The 21298-nt window shown below is 62.5% G+C and carries 15 protein-coding genes and 2 pseudogenes; 9 read left to right on the plus strand and 8 right to left on the minus strand.

Annotation, left to right across the window (positions count from 1 at the left end; genetic code table 11):
• Positions 1 to 118 precede the first annotated feature (118 nt).
• The 4 genes from nudC to BN1129_RS00460 form a co-directional block, all read right to left on the minus strand.
• Entirely contained in the window at positions 119 to 898 is a 780-nt protein-coding gene (gene nudC / locus BN1129_RS00445) for an NAD(+) diphosphatase (RefSeq protein ID WP_042033800.1), read from the minus strand.
• Positions 899 to 1105: 207 nt separating this feature from the next.
• Positions 1106 to 4270, minus strand: coding sequence for a bifunctional proline dehydrogenase/L-glutamate gamma-semialdehyde dehydrogenase PutA (gene putA / locus BN1129_RS00450; protein ID WP_042033801.1), 3165 nt, complete (start codon positions 4268 to 4270; stop codon positions 1106 to 1108).
• 327 nt (positions 4271 to 4597) lie between these two features.
• Positions 4598 to 5203 (minus strand): TIGR04211 family SH3 domain-containing protein, encoded by a 606-nt coding sequence (locus BN1129_RS00455; protein ID WP_042033802.1) that lies wholly within the window; start codon positions 5201 to 5203, stop codon positions 4598 to 4600.
• Between the two features lie 153 nt (positions 5204 to 5356).
• Entirely contained in the window at positions 5357 to 6178 is an 822-nt protein-coding gene (locus BN1129_RS00460; RefSeq protein ID WP_084204524.1) for a potassium channel family protein, read from the minus strand.
• Positions 6179 to 6211: 33 nt separating this feature from the next.
• Between BN1129_RS00460 and BN1129_RS00465 the strand changes: the two genes are divergently transcribed.
• From BN1129_RS00465 to glnE, 3 genes are all read left to right on the plus strand, one after another.
• On the plus strand, positions 6212 to 7462 hold the full coding sequence (locus tag BN1129_RS00465; RefSeq protein ID WP_042033804.1) for a methyl-accepting chemotaxis protein: 1251 nt from the start codon (positions 6212 to 6214) through the stop codon (positions 7460 to 7462).
• Between the two features lie 166 nt (positions 7463 to 7628).
• A complete protein-coding gene (locus BN1129_RS00470; RefSeq protein WP_042033805.1) occupies positions 7629 to 8075 on the plus strand; it encodes a GNAT family N-acetyltransferase in 447 nt (148 codons plus the stop codon).
• 190 nt (positions 8076 to 8265) lie between these two features.
• Positions 8266 to 11151, plus strand: coding sequence for a bifunctional [glutamate--ammonia ligase]-adenylyl-L-tyrosine phosphorylase/[glutamate--ammonia-ligase] adenylyltransferase (glnE, locus tag BN1129_RS00475; RefSeq protein WP_042033806.1), 2886 nt, complete (start codon positions 8266 to 8268; stop codon positions 11149 to 11151).
• Between the two features lie 80 nt (positions 11152 to 11231).
• On the opposite strand, the gene BN1129_RS00480 is transcribed toward glnE, so the two are convergent.
• The 3 genes from BN1129_RS00480 to BN1129_RS00490 all read right to left on the minus strand — a co-directional run bounded on the left by BN1129_RS00480 (position 11232) and on the right by BN1129_RS00490 (position 16603).
• Entirely contained in the window at positions 11232 to 11966 is a 735-nt protein-coding gene (locus tag BN1129_RS00480) for an SDR family oxidoreductase (RefSeq protein ID WP_042033807.1), read from the minus strand.
• Between the two features lie 142 nt (positions 11967 to 12108).
• A complete protein-coding gene (locus tag BN1129_RS00485; RefSeq protein ID WP_042033808.1) occupies positions 12109 to 14262 on the minus strand; it encodes an AsmA family protein in 2154 nt (717 codons plus the stop codon).
• 193 nt (positions 14263 to 14455) lie between these two features.
• On the minus strand, positions 14456 to 16603 hold the full coding sequence (locus BN1129_RS00490; RefSeq protein ID WP_042033809.1) for a prolyl oligopeptidase family serine peptidase: 2148 nt from the start codon (positions 16601 to 16603) through the stop codon (positions 14456 to 14458).
• A 280-nt stretch (positions 16604 to 16883) separates the two neighbouring features.
• Between BN1129_RS00490 and BN1129_RS00495 the strand changes: the two are divergent.
• The 6 genes and pseudogenes from BN1129_RS00495 to BN1129_RS24430 all read left to right on the plus strand — a co-directional run.
• A pseudogene (locus tag BN1129_RS00495) lies at positions 16884 to 17093 on the plus strand (threonine synthase); the annotation flags it as partial.
• The gene (locus tag BN1129_RS00500; RefSeq protein ID WP_042033811.1) at positions 17090 to 17755 is read left to right on the plus strand and encodes an amino acid ABC transporter permease; all 666 of its coding nucleotides are present in this window, start codon (positions 17090 to 17092) and stop codon (positions 17753 to 17755) included. The pseudogene BN1129_RS00495 and the gene BN1129_RS00500, both read left to right, overlap by 4 nt.
• Positions 17756 to 17847: 92 nt before the next feature.
• Entirely contained in the window at positions 17848 to 18510 is a 663-nt protein-coding gene (locus tag BN1129_RS00505) for an amino acid ABC transporter permease (RefSeq protein WP_042033812.1), read from the plus strand.
• A complete protein-coding gene (locus tag BN1129_RS00510) occupies positions 18507 to 19268 on the plus strand; it encodes an amino acid ABC transporter ATP-binding protein (protein WP_042033813.1) in 762 nt (253 codons plus the stop codon). The genes BN1129_RS00505 and BN1129_RS00510 overlap by 4 nt, the downstream gene beginning before the upstream one ends.
• A complete protein-coding gene (locus BN1129_RS00515; protein ID WP_042033814.1) occupies positions 19265 to 20101 on the plus strand; it encodes a transporter substrate-binding domain-containing protein in 837 nt (278 codons plus the stop codon). Before BN1129_RS00510 ends, BN1129_RS00515 begins: the two co-directional genes overlap by 4 nt.
• 314 nt (positions 20102 to 20415) lie before the next feature.
• Positions 20416 to 20535, plus strand: a pseudogene (locus BN1129_RS24430) (DNA-binding response regulator); the annotation flags it as partial.
• On the opposite strand, the gene BN1129_RS00520 reads toward BN1129_RS24430, so the two are convergent.
• The gene (locus BN1129_RS00520; RefSeq protein WP_042033815.1) at positions 20528 to 21022 is read right to left on the minus strand and encodes an NUDIX hydrolase; all 495 of its coding nucleotides are present in this window, start codon (positions 21020 to 21022) and stop codon (positions 20528 to 20530) included. The pseudogene BN1129_RS24430 and the gene BN1129_RS00520 overlap by 8 nt on opposite strands.
• Positions 21023 to 21298: the final 276 nt, after the last annotated feature.

The following is a 21298-nucleotide window of genomic DNA, read 5'->3' on the forward strand; positions in this document are numbered from 1 at the left end:
AAAATGGCGGATATGATACCACTTTGTGCGTGACGCGGGGCGGCCCAAACGCCCGCCATGGCGCTTCAAGTGCAAAGATGTGAAGGGGCGCAAACAAGCGCCCTGTTTTTTATCGCCGTCAGTGCACTTCGCTCAGACTCTGCTCGATGAGCCGCCGCGCTATGGTGCCGTGCGGGGGCAGCCGTGGCAGCCGGTCTGCCTCAAAGAAATCGGCGGCCACCAACTCCTCATCCTGCACCCGGATCTCGCCGCTCTCATAGTCGGCGGTGAAGCCCATCATCAGGTTGTGGGGGAAGGGCCAGGGCTGGCTCGCCACGTAGCGCACGTTGTGCACCCGGATGCCACTCTCCTCAAACACCTCCCGCGCCACACACTGTTCCAGGTTTTCACCCGCCTCCACGAAGCCGGCCAGCACGGTATACATGGGGTCATCCGCCTGATAGTGACGGCGATGGGCCGCCAGCAGGATCGCCGGCCCCTTGCGCACCGCCACTATGATGCAGGGGGAGATGCGCGGGTAGACGACGTGACCATGCTGGCACATCTGCGCCCACTCCCCGCTCTTGGGCGCCATGGGGGCACCGCACTCGCCACAGAAGCGATGGCTGCGGCGGAAGGTAGCCAGCTGCCAGGCTCGGCCCCCAAGACGAAAGCCCTCTTCATCGCCGGCCACCATCAGTTGGCGCAGCGGCATGAGCCGACTGGTGTCGGCCTCGGCCCCCAGCGCCAGCAGATAGCAGGGCAAACCGCCCCACTCATCAAAATGCTCAAAGGTGGCGCGTTGCAGATGAGCTGGCAGGCTGGCGCGAGGGCCTTGTGGAATGCGCCCCTGTTCATCCAGCAGGACGAGGTGATCGCCCCCCAGCACGAACCAGCAGGCCTGTTCGGTTAATGGCATCAGATGAACACTCTTGTTGCGATGTCAGATGAGAATGGCTTGCCCGGCATGATGCACCGGACGCGGCCCGGTGAAAAATGACGAGTCGCGACCATATTACGACCGCTTGGGCTCGCTGGCGACCCCAAGATGGCAGCCCCGGGGGCAAGAGACGACCAATAGAAAGGCCGCCCGCAGGCGGCCTCAAGGTGGGGCTCTCAATGCCGATCAGGCATCGCCCATTGCCAGCAGGGAAGCGTTGCCGCCCACCGCCGTGGTGTTGATGGTGCGGGTCTTTTCGGTCACGAAGCGGCCAAGGTAGTGGGGGCCACCCGCCTTGGGACCAGTACCGGAGAGCCCTTGCCCGCCGAACGGCTGCACCCCGACCATGGCGCCGATCTGGTTGCGGTTGATGTAGACGTTACCCACGTTGATGCGGCTGGCCAGCTCCTCGGCATAGGATTCGTTGCGGCTGTGGATCCCCAGCGTCAGGCCGTAGCCGGTGCCGTTGATATCTGCGATCACCTTGTCCAGATCCTTGGCGGCGTAGCGCACCACGTGCAAGATGGGACCGAACTGCTCCTTCACCAGCTCGCTGATGGAGCCGATTTCCAGCGCCGTCGGCTGCACGAAGTGACCCGCCAGGGTCACGGCCGGCATGGGTGCCTGGGCGATCAAGCGGGCGCGCGGGATCATGTGCCCCAGATGCGCGTCCAGCCCGGCCTTGGCGTCAGCGTCGATGACCGGGCCGACGTCGGTATTGTGCTCGGCCGGATTGCCGACTTTGAGCTCCTGCAGGGCACCGGTCAGGATCTCCAGCACCCGCGGCGCGATTTCCTCCTGCAGGTAGAGCACCCGCAGGGCGGAGCAACGCTGACCGGCGCTCTGGAAGGCGGCGCTCACCACGTCGCGCACCACCTGCTCCGGCAGGGCAGTGGAGTCGACTATCATGGCGTTCTGGCCGCCCGTCTCGGCGATGAGCGGCAGGATGGCGCCATCACGTTGGGCCAGCGTCATGTTGATGAGCTTGGCAGTCTCGGTGGAGCCGGTGAAGCAGACGCCACCGATGCGGGCATCCGCCGTCAGCTTGGCCCCCACGCTAGCGCCATCACCCGGCAGCAGTTGCAGCACGTCACCCGGAATACCGGCCTGATGGGCCAGGGTCACCGCCAGATGGGCGATAAGGCCGGTCTGCTCCGCCGGTTTGGCGATAACGGTATTGCCGGTGGCCAGCGCCGCAGCGATTTGACCAAGGAAGATGGCCAGCGGGAAGTTCCACGGGCTGATACAGACAAAGATGCCACGGCCCTGCAAGAACAGCTCGTTCTGCTCACCCGTGTAACCGGGCAGAAGGGTCGCCTGCCCCATCAGGCCACGGGCCTGCACCGCGTAGTAGCGGCAGAAATCCACCGCCTCGCGCACCTCGTCGATACCGTCCTGCAGCAGCTTGCCCGCCTCGCGGGTACAGAGTGAGATGAACTGCTCGCGGTTCGCTTCCAGCAGATCTGCCAGCGTCTCCAGCGCGGCGGCGCGCTCGCTCACCGGGGTCTCGCGCCAGCGCGGGAAGGCAGCATGAGCGGAGGCCAGCGCCTGCTCCACCGCCTGCTCGTCGGCCCAGTGGATCTTGCCGACCGTCAGGCTCACGTCCTGCGGGCTCAGCACTGTGCGGGCCTCGCTGCGCTTGAGGGTCTCCCCATCGACGATGGGACCCGCCAGCCACTGCTTGCTCTCCAGCTCTTTCAACCTGGCGAAGAAGGGACGCTGGATGGCGACGATGTTCATGTTCACGCCGCTGGAGTTTTTACGGTCCGTGAACAGGTTCACCGGCTGCGGAATACGGTCATTGGCCAGGCTGCCATAGCGCTTCAGGGTGCGCAGCGGGTGCTCGGCCAGGCTGTCCACCGGGGTGTTGGGATCCACCAGCTTGTGGACGAAGGAGGTGTTGGCCCCGTTCTCCAGCAGGCGGCGCACCAGGTAGGGCAGCAGATCCTTGTGGGCACCGACCGGCGCATAGATGCGGCAGTGCAGGCCGGGACATTCGCTGAGCACGGCGTTGTGCAGCTCCTCCCCCATGCCGTGCAGACGCTGGAATTCAAACTGGCGATCGCCGGCCATCTCCAGAATGCTGACCACGGTATTGGCGTTGTGGGTAGCAAACTGGGGGGAGATGAAGCCGCGGGTCGGCTCGCTCAGCAGGTAGCGGGCACAGGCGAGATAGGAGATGTCGGTACCCGCCTTGCGGGTAAACAGCGGGTAACCGGGCAGACCGGCCTGCTGGGCATATTTCAGCTCGCTGTCCCAGTAGGCCCCTTTCACCAGCCGCACCGGGATCAGATCCCCCTGCTCACGGGCCAGCCCCGTCAACCAGCAGAGCACCGGCAGGGCGCGCTTGGAGTAAGCCTGCACCACCATGCCGAGTTTGCCCCAGCCGCGGTTGGCCTCGGAGCGGTAGAGCTGCTCGAAGAGATCGAGCGACAGCTCGAGGCGGTCCATCTCCTCGGCATCGATGCTGATGGCCACGTCCTTGTCACGGGCCAGACGCACCAGCCCCACCAGTCGCTCGCTCATCTCGCCGAGCACCCGCTCGCGGTTCGCCACGTCATAGCGCGGATGCAGCGCCGACAGCTTGATGGATATGGACGGGGCCGGGCCGCCGTCGCTGATGCGCTCATTGCCGACCGCCTCGATGGCGCGCTGGTAGTCGCCGAAATACTTGTCCGCATCGGCCAGGGTCAGGGCGGATTCCCCCAGCATGTCATAGGTGTGGGTGTACCCCTTCTCCCGGGACTTGCGGCTCGCCTTCAGGGCCTCCTTCATGTCACGCCCAAGCACGAACTGCTTGCCCATGATCTTCATGGCGGCATACATGGCGGAGCGCACCACGGGCTCACCCAGCTTGTTGACCATGCGGCCCAGCATGTTGGCCGGATTGCCGTCCAGCTTCTTGTCGAGCTTGATGATCTTGCCGGTCAACATCAGGCCCCAGGTGGAAGCGTTGACCAGGGTGGAGTCGCTCTTGCGAAAATGGGAGGACCAGTTGGCGCCGGAGAGCTTGTCCTTGATCAGGGCGTCGGCGGTCTCGGCATCGGGAATGCGCAACAATGCCTCGGCCAGGCACATCAGTATGATCCCCTCCTGCGTATCCAGGCTGTACTCCTGCAGGAAGGCGTCGATGCCATCGCCCGATCCACTCTCCTTGCGTACCTTGGTCACCAGGGTACGGGCGCGCTGGGTCACCCGCTCCAGCGAGGCACCATCCCCCGGCAACATGGCAGAGAGCTCCGCCAGATAGGCATTCTCATCCACCACGTAATTCTGGGTAATGGCTTCGCGCAGGGCGGCCAGATCGGAGGGAAGGTAGTCAGCAGCAAGAACTTGAGTGGCTTTGAACATATGGGGTCTTCCTGTACGCCCGCAGGCTATGTCGACGAAGGCGGCCGTGCCGCCGAAACGCCGACAATGTATACAATATCAACCGATAGATGAAATGAAATTGTTGCCTAACATTAACAAATATCGCTAATTGGCTCATTTGGCGCACATTAAAGCCGAGGGGTTGGCGAGGCTGGTAATTTCACTGCCTTATTTTGTATACAATTTTATACAGGGCAAAAAAGAAGGTCGCTATTGCGACCCTTCTTCATCCGACCGACAGAAACGGTCCGTTTGTCCTGCTTCACCACGGCTGCCACGACAGGGCAGAACCTGGGTAGCAGCATATCAGTTCATCCAGCGTTCGCCACGACTGCGACGACGGGGCAGCATGGGGAGCAATATGCCGAGCAATATGCCGCCACCCACCATGGCACCACCGCGGATGAACCAGTCCATCTGCATGTCGTGCTCCTGGTTGTCATAGCTCTGGGTCAGGGCGTCGTTCTGCTCCTTTAGATTCCCCATCTCCTCGCTCTGGCTGGCGAGCTGGGTCTTCAGGCTGGCGATCTCCTTGCTCTGCTCGGCGATCTGACCATCCTTCTCGGTGAAGCGCTGCTCATTGTCACCGTTGAGGTTTTGCAGGCGAGCCTTGAGCTCTTCCAGCTCTTTCTGAGCCTGAGGCAGGCGCTCGCGCAGGCTGATCTCGCTCTGCAGCTCGCTGTTCTTGATCCAGCCATCGCGGCCACGACCGTCCACCACCTGGGTAAAGCCGGCCTCGTTGTTCACCGCCTTGACTTCGAGCGGTTCACCCGCCTTGACGCTGCCGAGGATCCGGTACTGGGTACCCGGACCGTTGTGGATAAAGGTAGAGATGTTGTCTGAGACATAACGGGTATCGGCCAGTGCCTGTTGGGCACATAAGCAGATCAGGATCCCGAGAAGGGCGCGCATGGTCGATCGATTCTCTTCATTTGGTTAGATGACTGGCCGAATGTTAAGCCTCCTGCGGGTCAAAGGACAAGCAAAGAAAAACGCCTCCCCCCGAGCTGAGAGCTGGCTCGCAACTTGTCCCCTCCCCCATGCGACCATTCCAGACGCCGGAGGCTACTTCTGTTTCAGCGCCTTCACCTCGGCGGACAAGGCGCGCAGCTCCTGCAGCAGCAGCTCATGCTGGGCACTCTGGTGATGCCGCCACTTCTCCAGTTCGTCATCCCTCCGTCCCGGCTGCAGAAACAGGCTGGCCATGAAGCCACTGATGGCACCGAACAGACCGACCCCGAACAGGATCAGCAGACTGGCGACGAAGCGTCCCTGCTCCGTCTTGGGCACCAGATCGCCATAACCCACGGTAGAGAGTGTCACCAGGGTCCACCAAAAGGCGTCGTAAGGGGTCTGTATCAGGCTGCCGGGCTGACCCGATTCGATCAGATATATGACGCCCGACCCCATCCCCAGCAGCAGGAAAAACAGAAACAGGATCCCCGAGAGGGTGGTCTCGTTGCGTTCGCGGCGGAACATGCCGAGCAGATCCGGCTGCTTGCGCAACAGCTGATAGACCCGCCACAACTGGATCAAGCGCGCCCAGCGTAGCTGTTCCACCATGGGCAGACTGCCCGGCAGATAGAACCAGTTCGCCTTGAAAAAGGCCATCTTGTCGCTGGCTCGCACCCAGCCATAAGCGAAGTGGGCGAGGAAGAAATAGCAGATCAGACTGTCGACGTCATAGAAGAGCTGCAGTGTCTGGGAGGGCCACTCCGAGTAGCCCCACCAGCGGGCGCAGACCAGCGCAACGGAGATCACCGACAGAAACGCCATCAGCAGATCCATGGCGCGCAGGTGAGTTAAGTGATGTCGCATACATTTTCCGACTTTAGGCACAGTACAAATGAATAAAAGAGAAGATAATGCCGATAGTCCTGAGGGCAAAGGAAAAAACGGCTTTTAAAAAGGAGAATGGCAATGCAGTTAAACCTGCTGGAGAAAAGAATGAGCAACATCCGGCTGATACCCAAAGTGGTACTGCTCATGGTGTTCAGTACTGTGTTGTTGCTCATCAAGCTCTGGTTTGACGCCAGCATTCTGGAAACCACCCTGCTGAGCGAGGGCATAGATGCCGACAAGGCCAATGCCATTGCCGATCGCCTGCTCTGGACCGGGGTGATGGAAACCGCCGTGATGGGGGTCATCTTCGTGGTACTGCTGCTAACCGGCTCCCGTCTCATGGTCAAGCAGGTGCACTACCTGGTGGGCCTGCTGGAACGCTTCGCCCGCAAGGATCTGAGCCACAAGGTGCTGCTCAAGTCCCGCGACGAGTTCGGCGACATCGCCAAGGCGGTGGCTCACTCGCAGGAAAACCTCAAGCAGGTATTCGGCACCCAGCGCGTCGCTTGCAAGGAGCTCAACGACATCGCCTCCCAGGTCACCCTTTGCATGGAAGAGGCCAACGAGGCCATCAGCGAGGAGTTCACCCAGATAGAACAGCTGGCCAGCGCCATGAGCCAGATGGTGAGCGCCATTCGCGAGGTGGCCGCCCACGCGGAGCAGGCCTCCCACGCCACCGCCGACACCAGCCTGCTGGCCGAAGAGGGCAGCCGCTGCGTGGCGGCTACCGTCAGCACCATAGATACCCTCTCCGGCAACATCCAGCGCTCCGCCACCGTGGTCAATGAGGTGGAGCAGGGAGTCGAACAGATTGGATCCGTCGTGGATACCATTCGCGGCATCTCGGAGCAGACCAACCTGCTGGCGCTCAATGCCGCCATCGAGGCTGCCCGCGCCGGTGAGGCGGGTCGCGGCTTTGCCGTGGTGGCGTCAGAGGTACGCGAGCTGGCGAACCGGGCCCAGGCCGCCACCGTCGAGATCCAGAAGATGATCGAACAGTTGCAGGGCAATGCCCGTCAGGCTGCCGAGCTGATGGCCAAGAGCGTGCAACAGGCCGACAAGGGGGTGGAGCAGGTGACCCAGGCCGGTGATCAGCTCGCCACCATAGTGCTGCGGGTACAGGGGGTAGCCGACATGAACCGCCACATCGCCGCCGCCTCCGAGCAGCAGAGCTCGGTGGCCGAAGAGATGAGCGGCAACCTGGAGCAAGTCAAGCAGGTGGTGGAAGGATCCGTGGTCGTCCTGCGGGAGCTGCAGGAAGCCTCCGAGCTGGTGGAACACCATAGCCAGACCCTGGATACCCATATCCAGGCTTTCAAACTGGCCTGACGGGCATTACCTCGCAGACCGGATACAGGAGCAAACGGCTCATCACCGCCAGACCCTGGACAGTACTCATCATCCAGGCTTTCAAACTGGCCTGAGACCGCGATTTGAGTAAACTGGAAGGCCCCGCGAGGGGCCTTTCTTATTCATGTCACGGCAAGGAGCCTGGATGCAGCACCCACAAGATCACTCCCAACTGGAGATCAGCGACGACAAGGGACGGCTCGACGTGCCCTTGATCCACCAATTTTTGTCCAAGGAGGCCTATTGGTGCCTCGGTATTCCACAGGCGACGGTACAGAGAGCCATCAACCACTCTCTCTGTTTCGGTGGCTACGTGGCAGGTCAGCAGGTGGCATTCGCCCGAGTCATCACCGACAAGGCCACCTTCGGCTATCTGGCGGATCTATTCGTGCTGCCCGCCCATCGTGGCCGGGGCCACAGCAAGACGCTGATGGCGGCTATCCTGGCTCACCCGCAATTGCAGGGGCTGCGGCGCCTCAGCCTGGCTACGTCGGATGCTCACGGCCTCTATGCCGGTTTTGGCTTCGTGCCGCCGCGCAAACCGGCCAGCCTGATGGAAAAGTACGATCCCGAGATCTATCAGCGATCCTGACCAGAGATCGCAGCGCTCGCCGGTTCATGCCGTACACCCCTGCGCTGTGGCGCAGGGGTGAGACTGTGCACGGTGAGGGTACCTGCGACCAGCTCGCCCATCGCACTGTGCCGAGCCGCTCGACAGTGCTAGATTGGCTGCCAGCATTTTCATTCACCCTGCAGACCCGTTAACCACAAGGACGGCAATCGTGGCCCAGCATTTTGCTTCTCTCTTCGCATCAATCACCTCTTTCCCGCCCTTGCTGCAAGAACAGGCCGAGCGCCAGTGGCAGCGGCTGGTCGAGCTGGCCCCCGACTATGGCGACCTGCCCGAGCCGGTTCGTCAGACCCTGCTGACCCTGCTGGGCCTCTCCGATTTTGTCGCCGATTCCCTCTTCAAACAGCCGGAGTTGCTGACACAACTGCTCGCCTCCGGAGATCTGGATCAGACCGAGCGCTGGCCCGCCTACCAGCGCGATCTGACCGCCCTGCTCGCCGAGGTGAATGATGAAGAGGCGCTCAAGCGCATCCTGCGCCAGTTCCGTCGCAGCCGCATGCTGGTGATCGCCTGGCGCGAGCTGCTGGGCCACGCCGCGGTGGAAGAGAGCTTTATCCATCTCACCAAACTGGCAGATGCCCTCATCTGCTCCGCCCGCGACTGGCTCTACGCCAAACAGTGCAGCGAGCTGGGCACCCCGATGGATGGCAATGGCAACCCGCAGCCGCTGCTCATTCTCGGCATGGGCAAGTTGGGCGGGGGCGAGCTGAATTTTTCCTCGGATATCGACCTTATCTTCACCTTCCCCGAGAACGGCTACACGGTCGGCGGGCGGCGCGAGCTGGCTAACCAGCCCTTCTTCATCAAGCTGGGCCAGCGGCTAATCAACGCCCTGCACCAGCCCACCCAGGATGGCCAGGTGTTCCGGGTCGATATGCGGCTGCGCCCCTTTGGCGATGCGGGGCCGCTGGCCATCTCTTTTGCCGCCATGGAGGATTACTACCAGCACCACGGCCGCAACTGGGAACGCTACGCCATGGTCAAGGCGCGGGTGCTGGGACCCCAGTGTGAACACGCGGTCGAGCTGGCCGAGATGCTGCGCCCCTTCGTGTTTCGCCGTTACATCGACTTCGGCGTCATCGACGGTCTGCGCCAGATGAAGGCGATGATCGCCGCCGAGGTGCGCCGCAAGGGGCTGGAGGGCAACATCAAGCTGGGGGCTGGCGGCATTCGCGAGGTGGAGTTTATCGCCCAGGCGCTGCAACTTATTCGCGGTGGCCGTGAGCCCGCCTTGCGGGTGCGTCACCTGCCGGAGGCGCTGGCCGCCATCGCCCAGTGCGGTGCCCTCGAATCCGCCCATTGCGACAGCTTGCTGACGGCCTATCGCTTCCTGCGCCGGGTGGAGAACATACTGCAGGAGATCGGCGATCAGCAGACCCAGACCCTGCCCACCGAAGAGCGGGATCGCCAGCGGCTGATCGCTGCTCTAGGTTTTGGCGACTGGGGCGCCTTTATGGCCCATCTGGATGAAGAGATGGCGGCCGTCCATCAGGAGTTCGCCGCCGTGGTGGGGGAAGAGAAAGAGGCCCCCGCCCATCTGGAGCAGCTCTGGCTCGATCTGTGGCGCACCGAGCTCGATGCCGCCGAGCTGGAAAAATTGCTGACCGCGCAGGGGGTGGCCGAGCCCGCCCCGCTCTGCGCCGCCCTGCTGCGCTTCAAGGAGGAGTACAAGCGCCGTCAGATCGGGCCGCAGGGGCGCATCGCGCTGGACTGGCTGATGCCGGAGCTGCTGCGACTGGTGGTGGCCAGTGAGCAACCCGCCCGCCTGTTCGAGCGGGTGTGCGCGCTGCTGGCCCGCATCTTCACCCGCAGCGCCTATCTGCAGCTGCTGGCGGAAAACCCGGGTGCCCTGCGCCAGCTGGTACGGCTGTGTGATGCCAGCCATCTGGTGAGCGAGCAGCTGGCACGCTACCCGATTTTGCTGGACGAGCTGCTCGATCCCCAGCACCTCTACCACCCCACCCCGCTCGATCAGTACAAGCCCCAACTGCGCCAGTTCCTGCTGCGCATCCCCGAGGAGGATGTGGAGCAGCAGATGGAGGCGCTGCGCCAGTTCAAGCAGGTGCAACTGCTGCGCATAGTAGCGGCCGACATCGCCGGAGCCCTGCCGCTGATGAAGGTGAGCGACCACCTCACCTGGCTGGCGGAGGCGATCACCGAGGAGGTGGTCAATCAGGCGTGGGCCCAGATGAGCGAGCGCTACGGGGTGCCACCCGAGGTGGCGTTAAGCGGCCAGCGCGGCTTTGCGGTGGTGGCCTATGGCAAGCTGGGCGGCATTGAGCTCGGCTACGGCTCGGATCTGGATCTCGTCTTCCTGCACGGCGGCGATCCCAACAGCCATACCGATGGCCGCAAACCCATCGACAGCCGCCAGTTCTACCTGCGCCTCGCCCAGCGGATCCTGCATCTGTTCAGCACCCGCACCCCGTCCGGGATCCTCTACGAGATCGACATGCGGCTGCGCCCCTCCGGCGATTCCGGCCTGCTGGTCTCGTCACTGTCGGCCTATGAGCAATATCAGCAAAACGAAGCCTGGACCTGGGAGCATCAGGCGCTGGTGCGGGCCCGACCCATCTATGGCGATGACACCATCGTTGCCGAGTTTGCCCGCATCCGCCGCGATGTGCTGGCCAAAGCGCGGGAGCTGCCGACCCTGGCCCGCGAGGTGCGCGAGATGCGCCACAAGATGCGGGATCACCTGCTCAAGGCGGGGGCCGACGAGTTCGACCTCAAGCAGTCCCCCGGCGGCATGGTGGATATCGAATTTATCGCCCAGTATCTGGTGCTGGCCCACGCCTGCGGCGAGCCCGAGGTGCTGACCCGCTGGTCCGATAACGTGCGCATCTTCGACGAGTGCGTGCTGGTGGGCGTACTCACACTGGAGCAGGCGGAAGGGCTGAAACATGCCTATCTGGAGATCCGTAACCTCGGCCATCGCCTCAACCTCTCGGAGATCTCCCGCAAGGTGAGCGACGACCAGCTACTGACCGAACGGGGCCATGTGCTGGCGGTCTGGCAACTGCTGCTGGGGGAGTGAGATACCACACTGCCGGATCAACGAGAAAGGGGCGCTTGGGCGCCCCTTCTTCATCCAGATATCAGCGTTAGCATCAAGCGCTATCGCCCCCCGGCAAGGTCGATGAAGGTGCCAGTGACGTAGGAGGCGTCGTCCGACAGCAACCACGCAATAGCGGCGGCCACCTCGGCCGGTTGACCACCCCGCTGCAGCGGGATCTGGTTTTTCACTCTCTCCACCCGATCGGGTTCACCGCCGTCAGCATGCATCTCGGTGTAGATAAAGCCAGGGCGTACCCCGTTGACCCGGATCCCCTGCGCTGCCACCTCCAGCGACAATCCTCTGGTCAGCACGTCTATGGCCCCCTTGGAGGCGGCATAGTCCACGTATTCACCCGCCGAGCCCAGGCGAGCGGCGGCCGAGGAGACATTGACGATGGCGCCGCCCGCCGTCATGCGCCGCACCGCCTCCCGGCAGCAGAGAAAATAGCCGGTCACATTGGTGGTCAAAGTCTTGTTGATGCGCTCAGCGCTCATCTCCATCACTTTCATCTGGGGCAGCAAGATGCCGGCGTTGTTGACCAGATGGGTGATCACCCCGAGTCGCGCGTCCATCTCCTCAAACAGGCGCACCACCTCAGCCTCGACACTGATATCCGCCTGCACCGCTATGCAGGCGACCGGATGTTGCGCCCGGATCTGCGCCACCAGCGCCTCGGCAGCTTGCCGGTCACGCCGATAGTTGATGCAGAGGTGATAACCCTGCCCCGCCAGATGGCGGGCGGTGGCCGCCCCTATCCCCCGGCTGCCACCCGTGATCAGCACATGTTTGTTCATGGACGCTCCTTGTTCACTGTCTCTCTGACTGACCCGGATAGTACCCCATCTTTGATGGCAACGCCGCGATCCGACACCTTGCTGGCCTGCAGCAAAGAGCCCGCACTGGGCGGGCTCTGAATGGTAATGAAAGGGGGGATAACTACTTGAACAGCCCCTTGAGCAGTTGATCGGCCACCCCCTTGATGCCTTCGCTGTCAGCCTTGTCACCCAGCAATTTTTTCAGGCCACGCTCGGCCTCCTTGCGGGCCTTCTCCTCCAGTAGCTTGTTGTTGCCGAGCAGCGCCTTCACGTCGAGCCGGTAGCTGGGAGCCTGCCAGTGGCCACCGATACGCACCGGTATGGTGATCTCTTTGAGCTCATCCACATCCTTGCCGCCCTGGCCCTTGCTGCTCTCGACGATGGAGGTGAGGAACAGGAAATCCAGGGTTTCCGGCACCAGAGCTGTCTGACCCTCGCCTTTCACCCGCAGGGCCGGAGCAAACAGCTGGATGTCGTCGGTACGGGCCACGCCATTGGCAATCTGGAAGCTGGCGGTGAAGGTGCTGAAGTCGGTCTTGCGAGCCTCTTTGACCTGCTCGACCCCCTTACCGGTCAGGGTAGCCCGCGCCTCGCGGATCATCTCCGCCAGATTGATGCCGTGCAGGGCACCATCGCTCAACTTGAGGCTTACCTTGCCCTGCATCTGGCTGCGCAGCGCCTGCTCAGACAAGCCACGGCCCTGCACCTCGACCTCGAGATCCCCCTTGCCCTCGAGCAGATCGCTCTGGGCCAGAGTTTGCAGCAACGGGCGCACATTCACCCCCTGCACCCGCTTGTGTATCTGGTAGCGGGCTGGTTGCTGACGGGCATCGAGCACGCCGTTTGCAGTTACCTGACCACCGGCCACGCCGGCGCTGAACTGCTTGAGGCTGAGCTGGCCACCCGCCAACGCCAGTTGCAGATCGACGGCGCTCAAGTCCAGTCCCTTCAGCCGCAGGCTGCCCAATTGCAGCCGACCGGCCAGATCAAACGCCTTGAGCGCGCTCAGATCAGGCTCCAGCGCCGACAGCGCCTGGGCCACCTTGGCGGGGGATGTACCCTTGTCTGCCGTCTTCACGGGCGCCGAAGGGGTCGACGCTGCGGCCTGGGCCGCTGCCGGTTTGCCGAGCCAGGCGTCGAGATCCAGCTTCTCCCCCTTGAGGTCGAACTCAACCCCGGGCACGGCCCCGAGCCGCACCACCCCCTCCCCGCGCAGCAATGTCTTGTCGACATCCAGCACCAGCTTGCTCAGGGTGATGGTCTGCTTGTCGAGCTCGGCGCGGGCAAAGCCAGCCAGCTTGAGATCCAGTTGCGGGCGCGGCAGAGCCGAGCCTTGCAGCTTGGCGGCCAGTACCGCATCCGACACCTCCAGCAGTTGCTGTCCCTGATCGAGCCGCGCCTTGAGAGTCCCCTCCAGGGTGCCGGCCAGGGTCGGTTTGTCCGCAGCCCCCTGTACGCCGCTCAGGTTCAAAGTGAGGCTGCTCCACTGCCCCAGTGCCATCCGGTCAGCCTTGAGGGAGAACGCATCGAGCCGCTGCGTCGGCGCACTCAGGCTGCCACTCAGGCTGAGATCCTTGAGTTCGCTGGCTGTTGCCTCCCGGGCCAGCTTGAGCCGAGCCTGCCCCTTGATATCGAAAACAAGATCCCCGCGTGCCCCCCTGGCGGCCAGGGTCACAGGCACCCACTGATCCACCGCCAGCTGACCCAGGTTGAGATCGAGCTGCTCGAGGCGGGAAATGGTGCCGTCGCGATCGTCCTGCAGCAGGGCACTGGCCTGTTCCAGCACCACACCCTGCAGGCTGATCTGCCAGGTCTGGCCATTACTCGCAGGGGGCTGGCGCTGGCCACCTGGCGCGGGCTCGCTGCCCTTTGCCGACTCAGGGGCCTTGACGAGATCGCTCAGGTTGGAGCTGCCATCGGCTTTGGTCTGGATGAAGAGGTGCGCCCCGTTCAGCGTCACCTCGCCAATCTCCAGCCGGTGGGAGAGCAGCGGCAGCACGGCTACCGAGGCCTGCCCCCGCTCGAAGCGCACCAGATCCGGCTCGGCAAAACCGGCCGGGTTGCGAAGCGCCACCTTCTCGAGGGAGAGGCCCAGGCTTGGCCAGAAACGCCAGCCGATATCCCCTTGTATCACCAGCTCGCGGCCCGTGCTCTTGCGCACCTGATCCACCAGCTGGGGCTTGAACTGATTGGGGTCAATCAGGCTCACCAGAGCGACTATCGATACCAGGGCGGCCAGCGCAAGCCCCAGCAGTATGTAAATGATCTTCTTCACGATGGACTCCTTGAATACTGATCCTGTGACTGACTATACCACCGGGGGCGCGGCGGATGGCCTCCGTCGCCCGAAACCGGATCGCGGCGAGACAGGGATGGTCGCACCGCCGGAGGCTGACAACGAAAAGGGCCCCGCAGGGCCCTGATCTCGCGGGGTGACAGGCAGTTGCCAGTAGCCTATCTCGCCTGGGTCATGGTTGGCGCGGCAGTTGCCGGTAGCCCATCTCATGAAGGGTAAAGGCGTAGATATCCGCACTCTGCTCGATCAGCTTGGCCACCGGCGTGCCCGCCCCGTGCCCGGCATTGGTTTCGATGCGAATGAGCTGGGGGCTGGGCCCCGCGTTGTAGGCCTGCAGGGTGGCAGCAAACTTGAAGGAGTGAGCTGGCACCACACGGTCGTCGTGATCCGCCGTGGTCACCATGGTCGAGGGGTAGCTGACCCCGGCCCGGATATTGTGCAGCGGCGAGTAGTTCTTCAGATAGTCGAACATGGCCTCGCTATCGGCACTGGTGCCATAGTCGTAGGCCCAGCCCGCCCCGGCGGTAAAAGTGTGATAGCGCAGCATGTCGAGCACCCCCACAGCAGGCAGGGCGACCCGCATCAAATCCGGGCGCTGGGTCATGACGGCCCCCACCAGCAGGCCGCCGTTGGATCCGCCTCTGATAGCCAGCCGGTCCGTGCGGGTGTAACCCTCGGCCTTGAGGTACTCGGCCGCGGCGATGAAGTCGTCGAACACATTCTGCTTGTTCATCTGGGTGCCCGCCAGGTGCCAAGCCTGGCCGTACTCGCCACCGCCACGCAGGTTGGCCACCGCATAGACGCCCCCCAGATCCAGCCAGTTGGCGACCGAGACGCTGAAGCTCGGGGTCAGGCTCACGTTGAAGCCGCCATAGCCGTAGAGGATGGTCGGATTGCTGCCATCGAGCTTGAGCCCCTTGCGATAGCTGATGATGAGCGGCACCCGGGTGCCATCCTTGCTCAGGTAGAAACGCTGCTCGGAGACGTAATCCTCAGGTTTGAAGGGGGCAGCCGAGGCGCGATAGAGGCTGATTGCCCCGCTGTTGGGCTCGAACTTGTAGAGGGTGGGCGGCTGGGCATAGTTCTCGAAGCCGAAGTAGAGCGCAGGATCATCGTGCTTGCCGTTGAAACCGCTCACGCTGCCAAGCCCCGGCAGCGCCACCTCGCGCACCCGCTTGCCGTCATGGTCGAACTGCTCGATCCGGGCGGTGGCATCCACCATGTATTCGGCGAACAGGTAGCCGCTACCGCTGTGCACCGTCAGCACCTGCTGACGCTCCGGGATGAGATCGCGCCAATGTTCGGGGCCAGGGTTGCCCGCATCCACTGTCACCAGCCGGCGGTTGGGGGCATCCCGGTTGGTCAGCAGGTAAAGCGTGCTGCCTCGGTTGTCCACCAGGTTCACGTCTGCAGCCAGATCCCCCTGCACCGTCAGCAGTGGAGCCCCCTCCCGGGTCAAGTCCTTCACATAGAGGCGGTTGCCCGAGGTGGAGTTCGCCGCCGAGATGAGCAGGTAGCGATCATCCTCGGTCACGGTCGCCCCCACGTAACGGTGCTGCTGGGCCGGGATGGCGCCAAACACCAGCCGATCATCTTCCTGCGCCGTGCCGAGTCGGTGGAAGTAGAGCTTGTGCTGATCGGTCTTGGCCGACAGCTCGCTGCCATCCGGCTTGTCGTAGCTCGAGTAGAAGAAACCCTCATTGCCAAGCCAGCTGATGCCGCTGAACTTCACGTCCCTGAGCGGCACCTCCAGTGGCTGCTTGCTCTCCACGTCCATCAGGTGGATCTCGCGCCAGTCGCTACCAGCCAGCGACAGGGAGTAGGCAAGCGTCTTGCCGTCACGGGAGAAGCTCAGCTGATCCAGTGCCGTGGTGCCATCGGGGCTGAGCAGGTTGGGATCGAGGAACACCTCGGCCGGCTTGCCCGCCAGCTGGCGCCACAAGACATGCTGGTTTTGCAGACCGTCGTTCTTGAAGAAGTAGTGATAACGCCCCTCGCGAAACGGCGCCCCCTCCTTGGCGTAATTCCAGGAGGCGGCCAGCTTGCCCTTGATGGCATCGCGAAACGGGATCTGTGCCAGATAATCCTGAGTCATCCGGTTCTGGGCCCTGACCCAGGCCTCGGTCTCCGGGCTGCGATCATCCTCCAGCCAGCGGTAGGGGTCGGCCACGGCCTGACCGAAGTAGTGGTCCACCTGCTCGCTCTGGCGGGTGACGGGGTAGTGAAGGCGCGCTTTCCCTGACATGGCATCCTCTTTGGTTGACTGGCCGCTGCAGGCACTCAGCAGTGACAGGGCCAGCAGGCTGACAATGGCTCGCATCGATGCGGCTCCCTGCGGTGTCGGTGAAACAGGCAGGGTAACAAAGAGTGCCGGATGGCCCAACCCCCCAGAGGCTTGGCTGGCGGATACCCCCTGCGAACCGACACTGGCATGGGCGAGCGGAGTCATATGAATTTTTTCGCTTAAGTTTGCCACTTTATGTTGTTTGTTATCAGGCACTTTGGCCACAAGATGGAATAAGCAACTGACTTACACGACTCATTCAGGATAACGCATGCCCTACAGCTACCTATCACATCTGCGTTGCAGCAAGACGGGCGAGATCCGCCAGCTCGCCTCTCAGGAGGGCAGCTTCGTCTGCCCGGAAGGGGCGGCCGCCTTCGCCGCTGCCCGCCAGTTGCGTGAAGCGGGCTGGAGCCGGGAGGGTGAGCGGGTGGTGATGCTCAACACGGGGGCCGGCATCAAGTACCCGGACGCCATCACAGTGCAGCCCCAACGGCTGCGCCGTGACGGGAGGATACAGGCATGACTTTCGACTGGGCGTTCATCCTCACCACACTGCCCGCATTCGGCAAGGCGGTCTGGGTCACCCTGCAGCTCGGCACCATAGTGATCCTCAGCTCGCTCACAGTGGCGTTGCTCAACGTGATCCTGCTGAGCCTGCACAGGCCGTCGCTCACGGCACTCATCCGCGCGTATGTGGAGCTGGCCCGCAACACACCACTGCTGATCCAGCTGTTCTTTCTCTACTTCGGGCTACCAGCGCTGGGGCTGTCGTTGTCAGGTTTCGCCACGGCGGTGATCGCCATGACCTTCCTCGGCGGTGGCTATCTGACCGAGGCGCTGCGTGCAGGCATTCAGGCGGTGCCCGCCAGCCAGCTGGAGGCGGGCCGGGCCATCGGTCTCTCCCGCTGGCAGCTGCTGCGCCACGTGCAACTGCCCCAGGCCTGGCTTGCCAGCCTGCCCGCGCTGTTTGCCAACTTCATTTTTTTGCTGAAAGAGACCACGGTGGCCTCGGCAGTGGCGGTGCCCGAGTTGCTCTACACCACCAAGAACTACATCGCCCTCTACTACAAGACCTACGAGATGCTGGCCGTACTGACATTGATGTGCGTGCTGATCTTTCTGCCGCTGTCCCTCGCTCTGCGAGTCGTTGAAAGGAGGCTGCAACATGGTCAGTTCGGTCACTGAGTCGCTTGAACGAGCATGGATCCTGATGAGTGCGCCGAGCGCCCAGTCATCGTCATCACAGGCCCTGCGAGCCTCGAAAAGGAGGGTTCAGTATGGCCAGTCCGGTCACTGAGTTGTTGGCACAAGCACTGCCACTGCTGGCGGTGGGCGCGGGCCAGACCCTCGCCATCTCGCTGCTGGCCATCCTGTTTGCCACCCTCGGCGGTGTCGCTTACGGCGTGCTGGCACAACAGGGCAGTCGGTTGGTTCGAGGACTGCTGCGCTGCTATCTCGAACTGTTTCGGGTGGTACCGGTGCTGGTGTGGCTCTATCTCTTTTTCTTCGGGTTGCCGATCTTTTTCGGCCTCGATATTCCGGCTTTCTGGTGCGCCGTGCTGGTGCTCGCCCTCTGGGGCGCCAGCGAGGTGGGGGAAGTAGTGCGCGGTGGTCTGGGGTCGCTGGCACGTGGTCAGCAGGAGGCCGGGCTGGCGCTCGGGCTCTCGACCTGGCAGCTCTATCGCCATGTATTGCTGCCTCAGGCGTTGCAACGGCTGACGCCGCCGACCATCAACATCTACACCCGCATCATCAAGACCAGCTCGCTAGCGGTGCTGATCGGGGTGGTGGAGGTGATCAAGGTGGGCCAGCAGATCATCGAGCGCACCTACGCCTCGGTACTTATCTACGGTCTGCTGTTTCTGTTCTTTTTTCTGGTCTGCTATCCGCTCTCGCTCGCCTCACGCCGGCTGGAGCAAAAATGGGGTAATGCGGTATGACACCTCTGCTTGAACTTAAGCTCGTCAGCAAACAATTCGGCCCAAATCTGGTACTGGATCGGGTCAGCCTCAGCGTGCGCGCCGGGGAGGTGATCGTCATCCTGGGGCCGAGCGGCTGTGGCAAGAGCACCTTGTTGCGCACCCTCAACGGGCTTGAGCCCATTCAGGGGGGCGAGATCCGCTTCGATGGTGCGCTGCTGGATGACGCCACCGACTGGCAACGAGTGCGCCAGCGTATCGGCATGGTGTTCCAGAGCTATCACCTCTTCCCCAACCTGACGGTGCTGGAAAACGTGCTGCTTGGCCCCGTGCAGGTGCAAAAACGGGAGCGGGCAGAGGCGCTGCTGCAAGCCGAGCAGCTGCTGACCCGCATCGGTCTGTGGGAACGACGCCATGACTATCCGCGCCAGCTCTCCGGTGGCCAGCAGCAGCGCATCGCCATCGTGCGGGCGCTGTGCATGAACCCGCAGGTGATGCTGTTTGACGAGGTAACTGCCGCCCTCGACCCGGAGATGGTGCAGGAGGTGCTGGAAGTGATCCGCGATCTCGCCGGTAGCGGCATGACCCTGCTCATCGTCACCCACGAGCTGGCCTTCGCCCGGGCGGTGGCGGATCGCATCGTCTTCATGGATGGCGGCCACATTCTGGAGCAGGCCGCGCCCCATCAATTCTTCGACAACCCCAGGAGCCAGCGTGCGCGCCAGTTCCTCGCCAAGTTTTCTTATACGAATGTCATCAAACGAAAGGAGTCAGCATGAAAAAAATCACCTCGGTTCTGTTTAGTGCTTTGCTGGGACTGGGTCTTGCCAGCGGCGTTGCCCATGCGGCGGACGGTTCCCTCGCCAAGATCAAGGCGCGTGACAAGCTCATCGTTGGCGTCTTCACCGACAAGCCGCCGTTTGGCTACGTGGACGAGAAGGGACGCTATGTCGGCTTTGACACTGATCTCGGCCGCCGCTTCGCCAAGGATCTGTTGGGGGATGAGAACAAGATCGAGTTCGTGGCGGTGGAGCCCGCCAGCCGCATCCCCTTCCTGCAGAGCGACAAGGTGGATCTGATCCTTGCCAATATGACGGTGACCCCGGAGCGGCGCGAGGTGGTTGATTTCACCCACCCGAACCTGCGAGTGGCGGTGCAGGTGCTGGTGCCGGAAGGGAGCCCAGCCAAACAGCTCGATGATCTGGCCAGCAAGACCCTGATCGTCACCACGGGCACCACGGCCGACATCTGGCTGACCCGCAATCATCCTGAGTGGAAGGTGCTCAAGTTCGAGAAGAATACCGAATCCTTGCAGGCACTGACCCAAGGGCGCGGTGACGCCTACGCCCAGGACAATCTGGTGCTGTTCAGCTGGGCCAAGGAGAATCCGGGCTACCGGGTATTGCCCGAAAAATTGGGCTCGGAAGACCCGATCGCCCCGGCGGTGAAGAAGGGCAATATCGAGCTGCGTGACTGGGTCAACGACCGTCTCGCCAAGCTGGGTGAGGAGAAGTACCTGCTCGAGCTCTATGACCAATATGTGCGCGATCACTTAAGTGCCGATACCGATCCCAATGATGTGATAGTGGAAGGAGGAAAATGGCAGGGCTGAGCCAGCCTGGGTAAGCGCTGAGAGTGTGAAGTCTTGGTTCCGTTGGTCCGCAAACCGCAAGGTTTGACCTTTCAGGCGCCCCCCTCGGGTGGCGCCTTTTTTTTCGCATGCGAAAAAGAACCGGGCCACGGGGCGCGGTTGAAAACCCGCTCAGCGCGTGGTGTGTCGCCTCAATGACACTCTTCAGCGTCTTCGCGCATGTATGGGGTCCACCCTCACCGCCCGCCGCGCTAGGAAGAAGCCGAACAGCACGCCAAGCAGGCTGGGTCTTGGCACCATGCAGAGCGAATACCTGCCACCCGTGTGCTGACCTGCAGAGTGGCGTGCAGCACGCCCTCTCGGGCAATGATGCCGCCGTGGCGCTCGACATCATGCTGCCCGACCTCAATCGCGGCGAGGTACTGCGCCAGATCCCCGCCATCATACTCACCGCCTTTGCAGCTGGCCGATGGCCACGCCTGTGGATCGGAAGGCAAACTCGGTGGGTGAAAGGCCAGCCAGCTTGCGCCACTCGCAGGCAGCCACATCGTCGGCCGCAACGACGGCAGGCTTGTGTGCCAGTTCCAGCATGAAGACGGTATCGCAGGTGTGATAGACCACATCGTCATAGGGATAGACGTTGGCATAGGAGCCGACATAGCGAGGCACCTCTCTCCCCAGATCCAGCCCCAACTCCTCTTTCAGCTCCCTGAACAGCGCCTCCTCCAGCGACTCACCGGGATCGACAAAGCCGCCAGGCAGATCCAGTAATCCCTTGCCTGGGGCTCGCCCTCGCACCGCAACCAGCACTTCATCCTGCCAGCACAGCGCCACCATCACGGCCGACGCCACATTCTGGAAATAGTGGAAACCACAGCCACAGACGAACTCTTTCTCACTGCATTTTTGCAGCGATTTGATACCACAGCGCGGACAGAACATAGGGGCTAATATCCCATTTGAAACCATAGGAGATTGTATGCCGACAACCTCGTCAAATGGAAAGACCTTGCGGAGCGTTGACAGTTAATATCGCCAAGAGGAAATGAAGTCTGTGGAACTGGAGAAAATACAGAACGAAAAAAGCCCGGTCGTTAGACTGGGCTTCTTGTTAGTGGCGAGTGAACGAAGAGACGACCCCCAGCTCAAGCACAAGAGACAACCGACAGGGACAGAGTCAAGAGTGGCAACCCTGCCAGGGAGCCTGTAAATCCAATT

The sequence above is a fragment of the Aeromonas popoffii genome (assembly GCF_000820025.1).
GTDB classification, from domain to species: Bacteria; Pseudomonadota; Gammaproteobacteria; order Enterobacterales; family Aeromonadaceae; genus Aeromonas; species Aeromonas popoffii.

Coding starts and splice junctions, on each gene's coding strand:
- putA (WP_042033801.1), bottom strand. CDS start 4,270: ATGTTCAAAGCCACTCAAGTTCTTGCTGCTGACTACCTTCCCTCCGAT.
- nudC (WP_042033800.1), bottom strand. CDS start 898: ATGCCATTAACCGAACAGGCCTGCTGGTTCGTGCTGGGGGGCGATCAC.
- BN1129_RS00520 (WP_042033815.1), bottom strand. CDS start 21,022: ATGTTCTGTCCGCGCTGTGGTATCAAATCGCTGCAAAAATGCAGTGAG.
- BN1129_RS00470 (WP_042033805.1), top strand. CDS start 7,629: ATGCAGCACCCACAAGATCACTCCCAACTGGAGATCAGCGACGACAAG.
- BN1129_RS00490 (WP_042033809.1), bottom strand. CDS start 16,603: ATGCGAGCCATTGTCAGCCTGCTGGCCCTGTCACTGCTGAGTGCCTGC.
- BN1129_RS00510 (WP_042033813.1), top strand. CDS start 18,507: ATGACACCTCTGCTTGAACTTAAGCTCGTCAGCAAACAATTCGGCCCA.
- BN1129_RS00505 (WP_042033812.1), top strand. CDS start 17,848: ATGGCCAGTCCGGTCACTGAGTTGTTGGCACAAGCACTGCCACTGCTG.
- BN1129_RS00480 (WP_042033807.1), bottom strand. CDS start 11,966: ATGAACAAACATGTGCTGATCACGGGTGGCAGCCGGGGGATAGGGGCG.
- BN1129_RS00455 (WP_042033802.1), bottom strand. CDS start 5,203: ATGCGCGCCCTTCTCGGGATCCTGATCTGCTTATGTGCCCAACAGGCA.
- BN1129_RS00465 (WP_042033804.1), top strand. CDS start 6,212: ATGCAGTTAAACCTGCTGGAGAAAAGAATGAGCAACATCCGGCTGATA.
- BN1129_RS00515 (WP_042033814.1), top strand. CDS start 19,265: ATGAAAAAAATCACCTCGGTTCTGTTTAGTGCTTTGCTGGGACTGGGT.
- BN1129_RS00500 (WP_042033811.1), top strand. CDS start 17,090: ATGACTTTCGACTGGGCGTTCATCCTCACCACACTGCCCGCATTCGGC.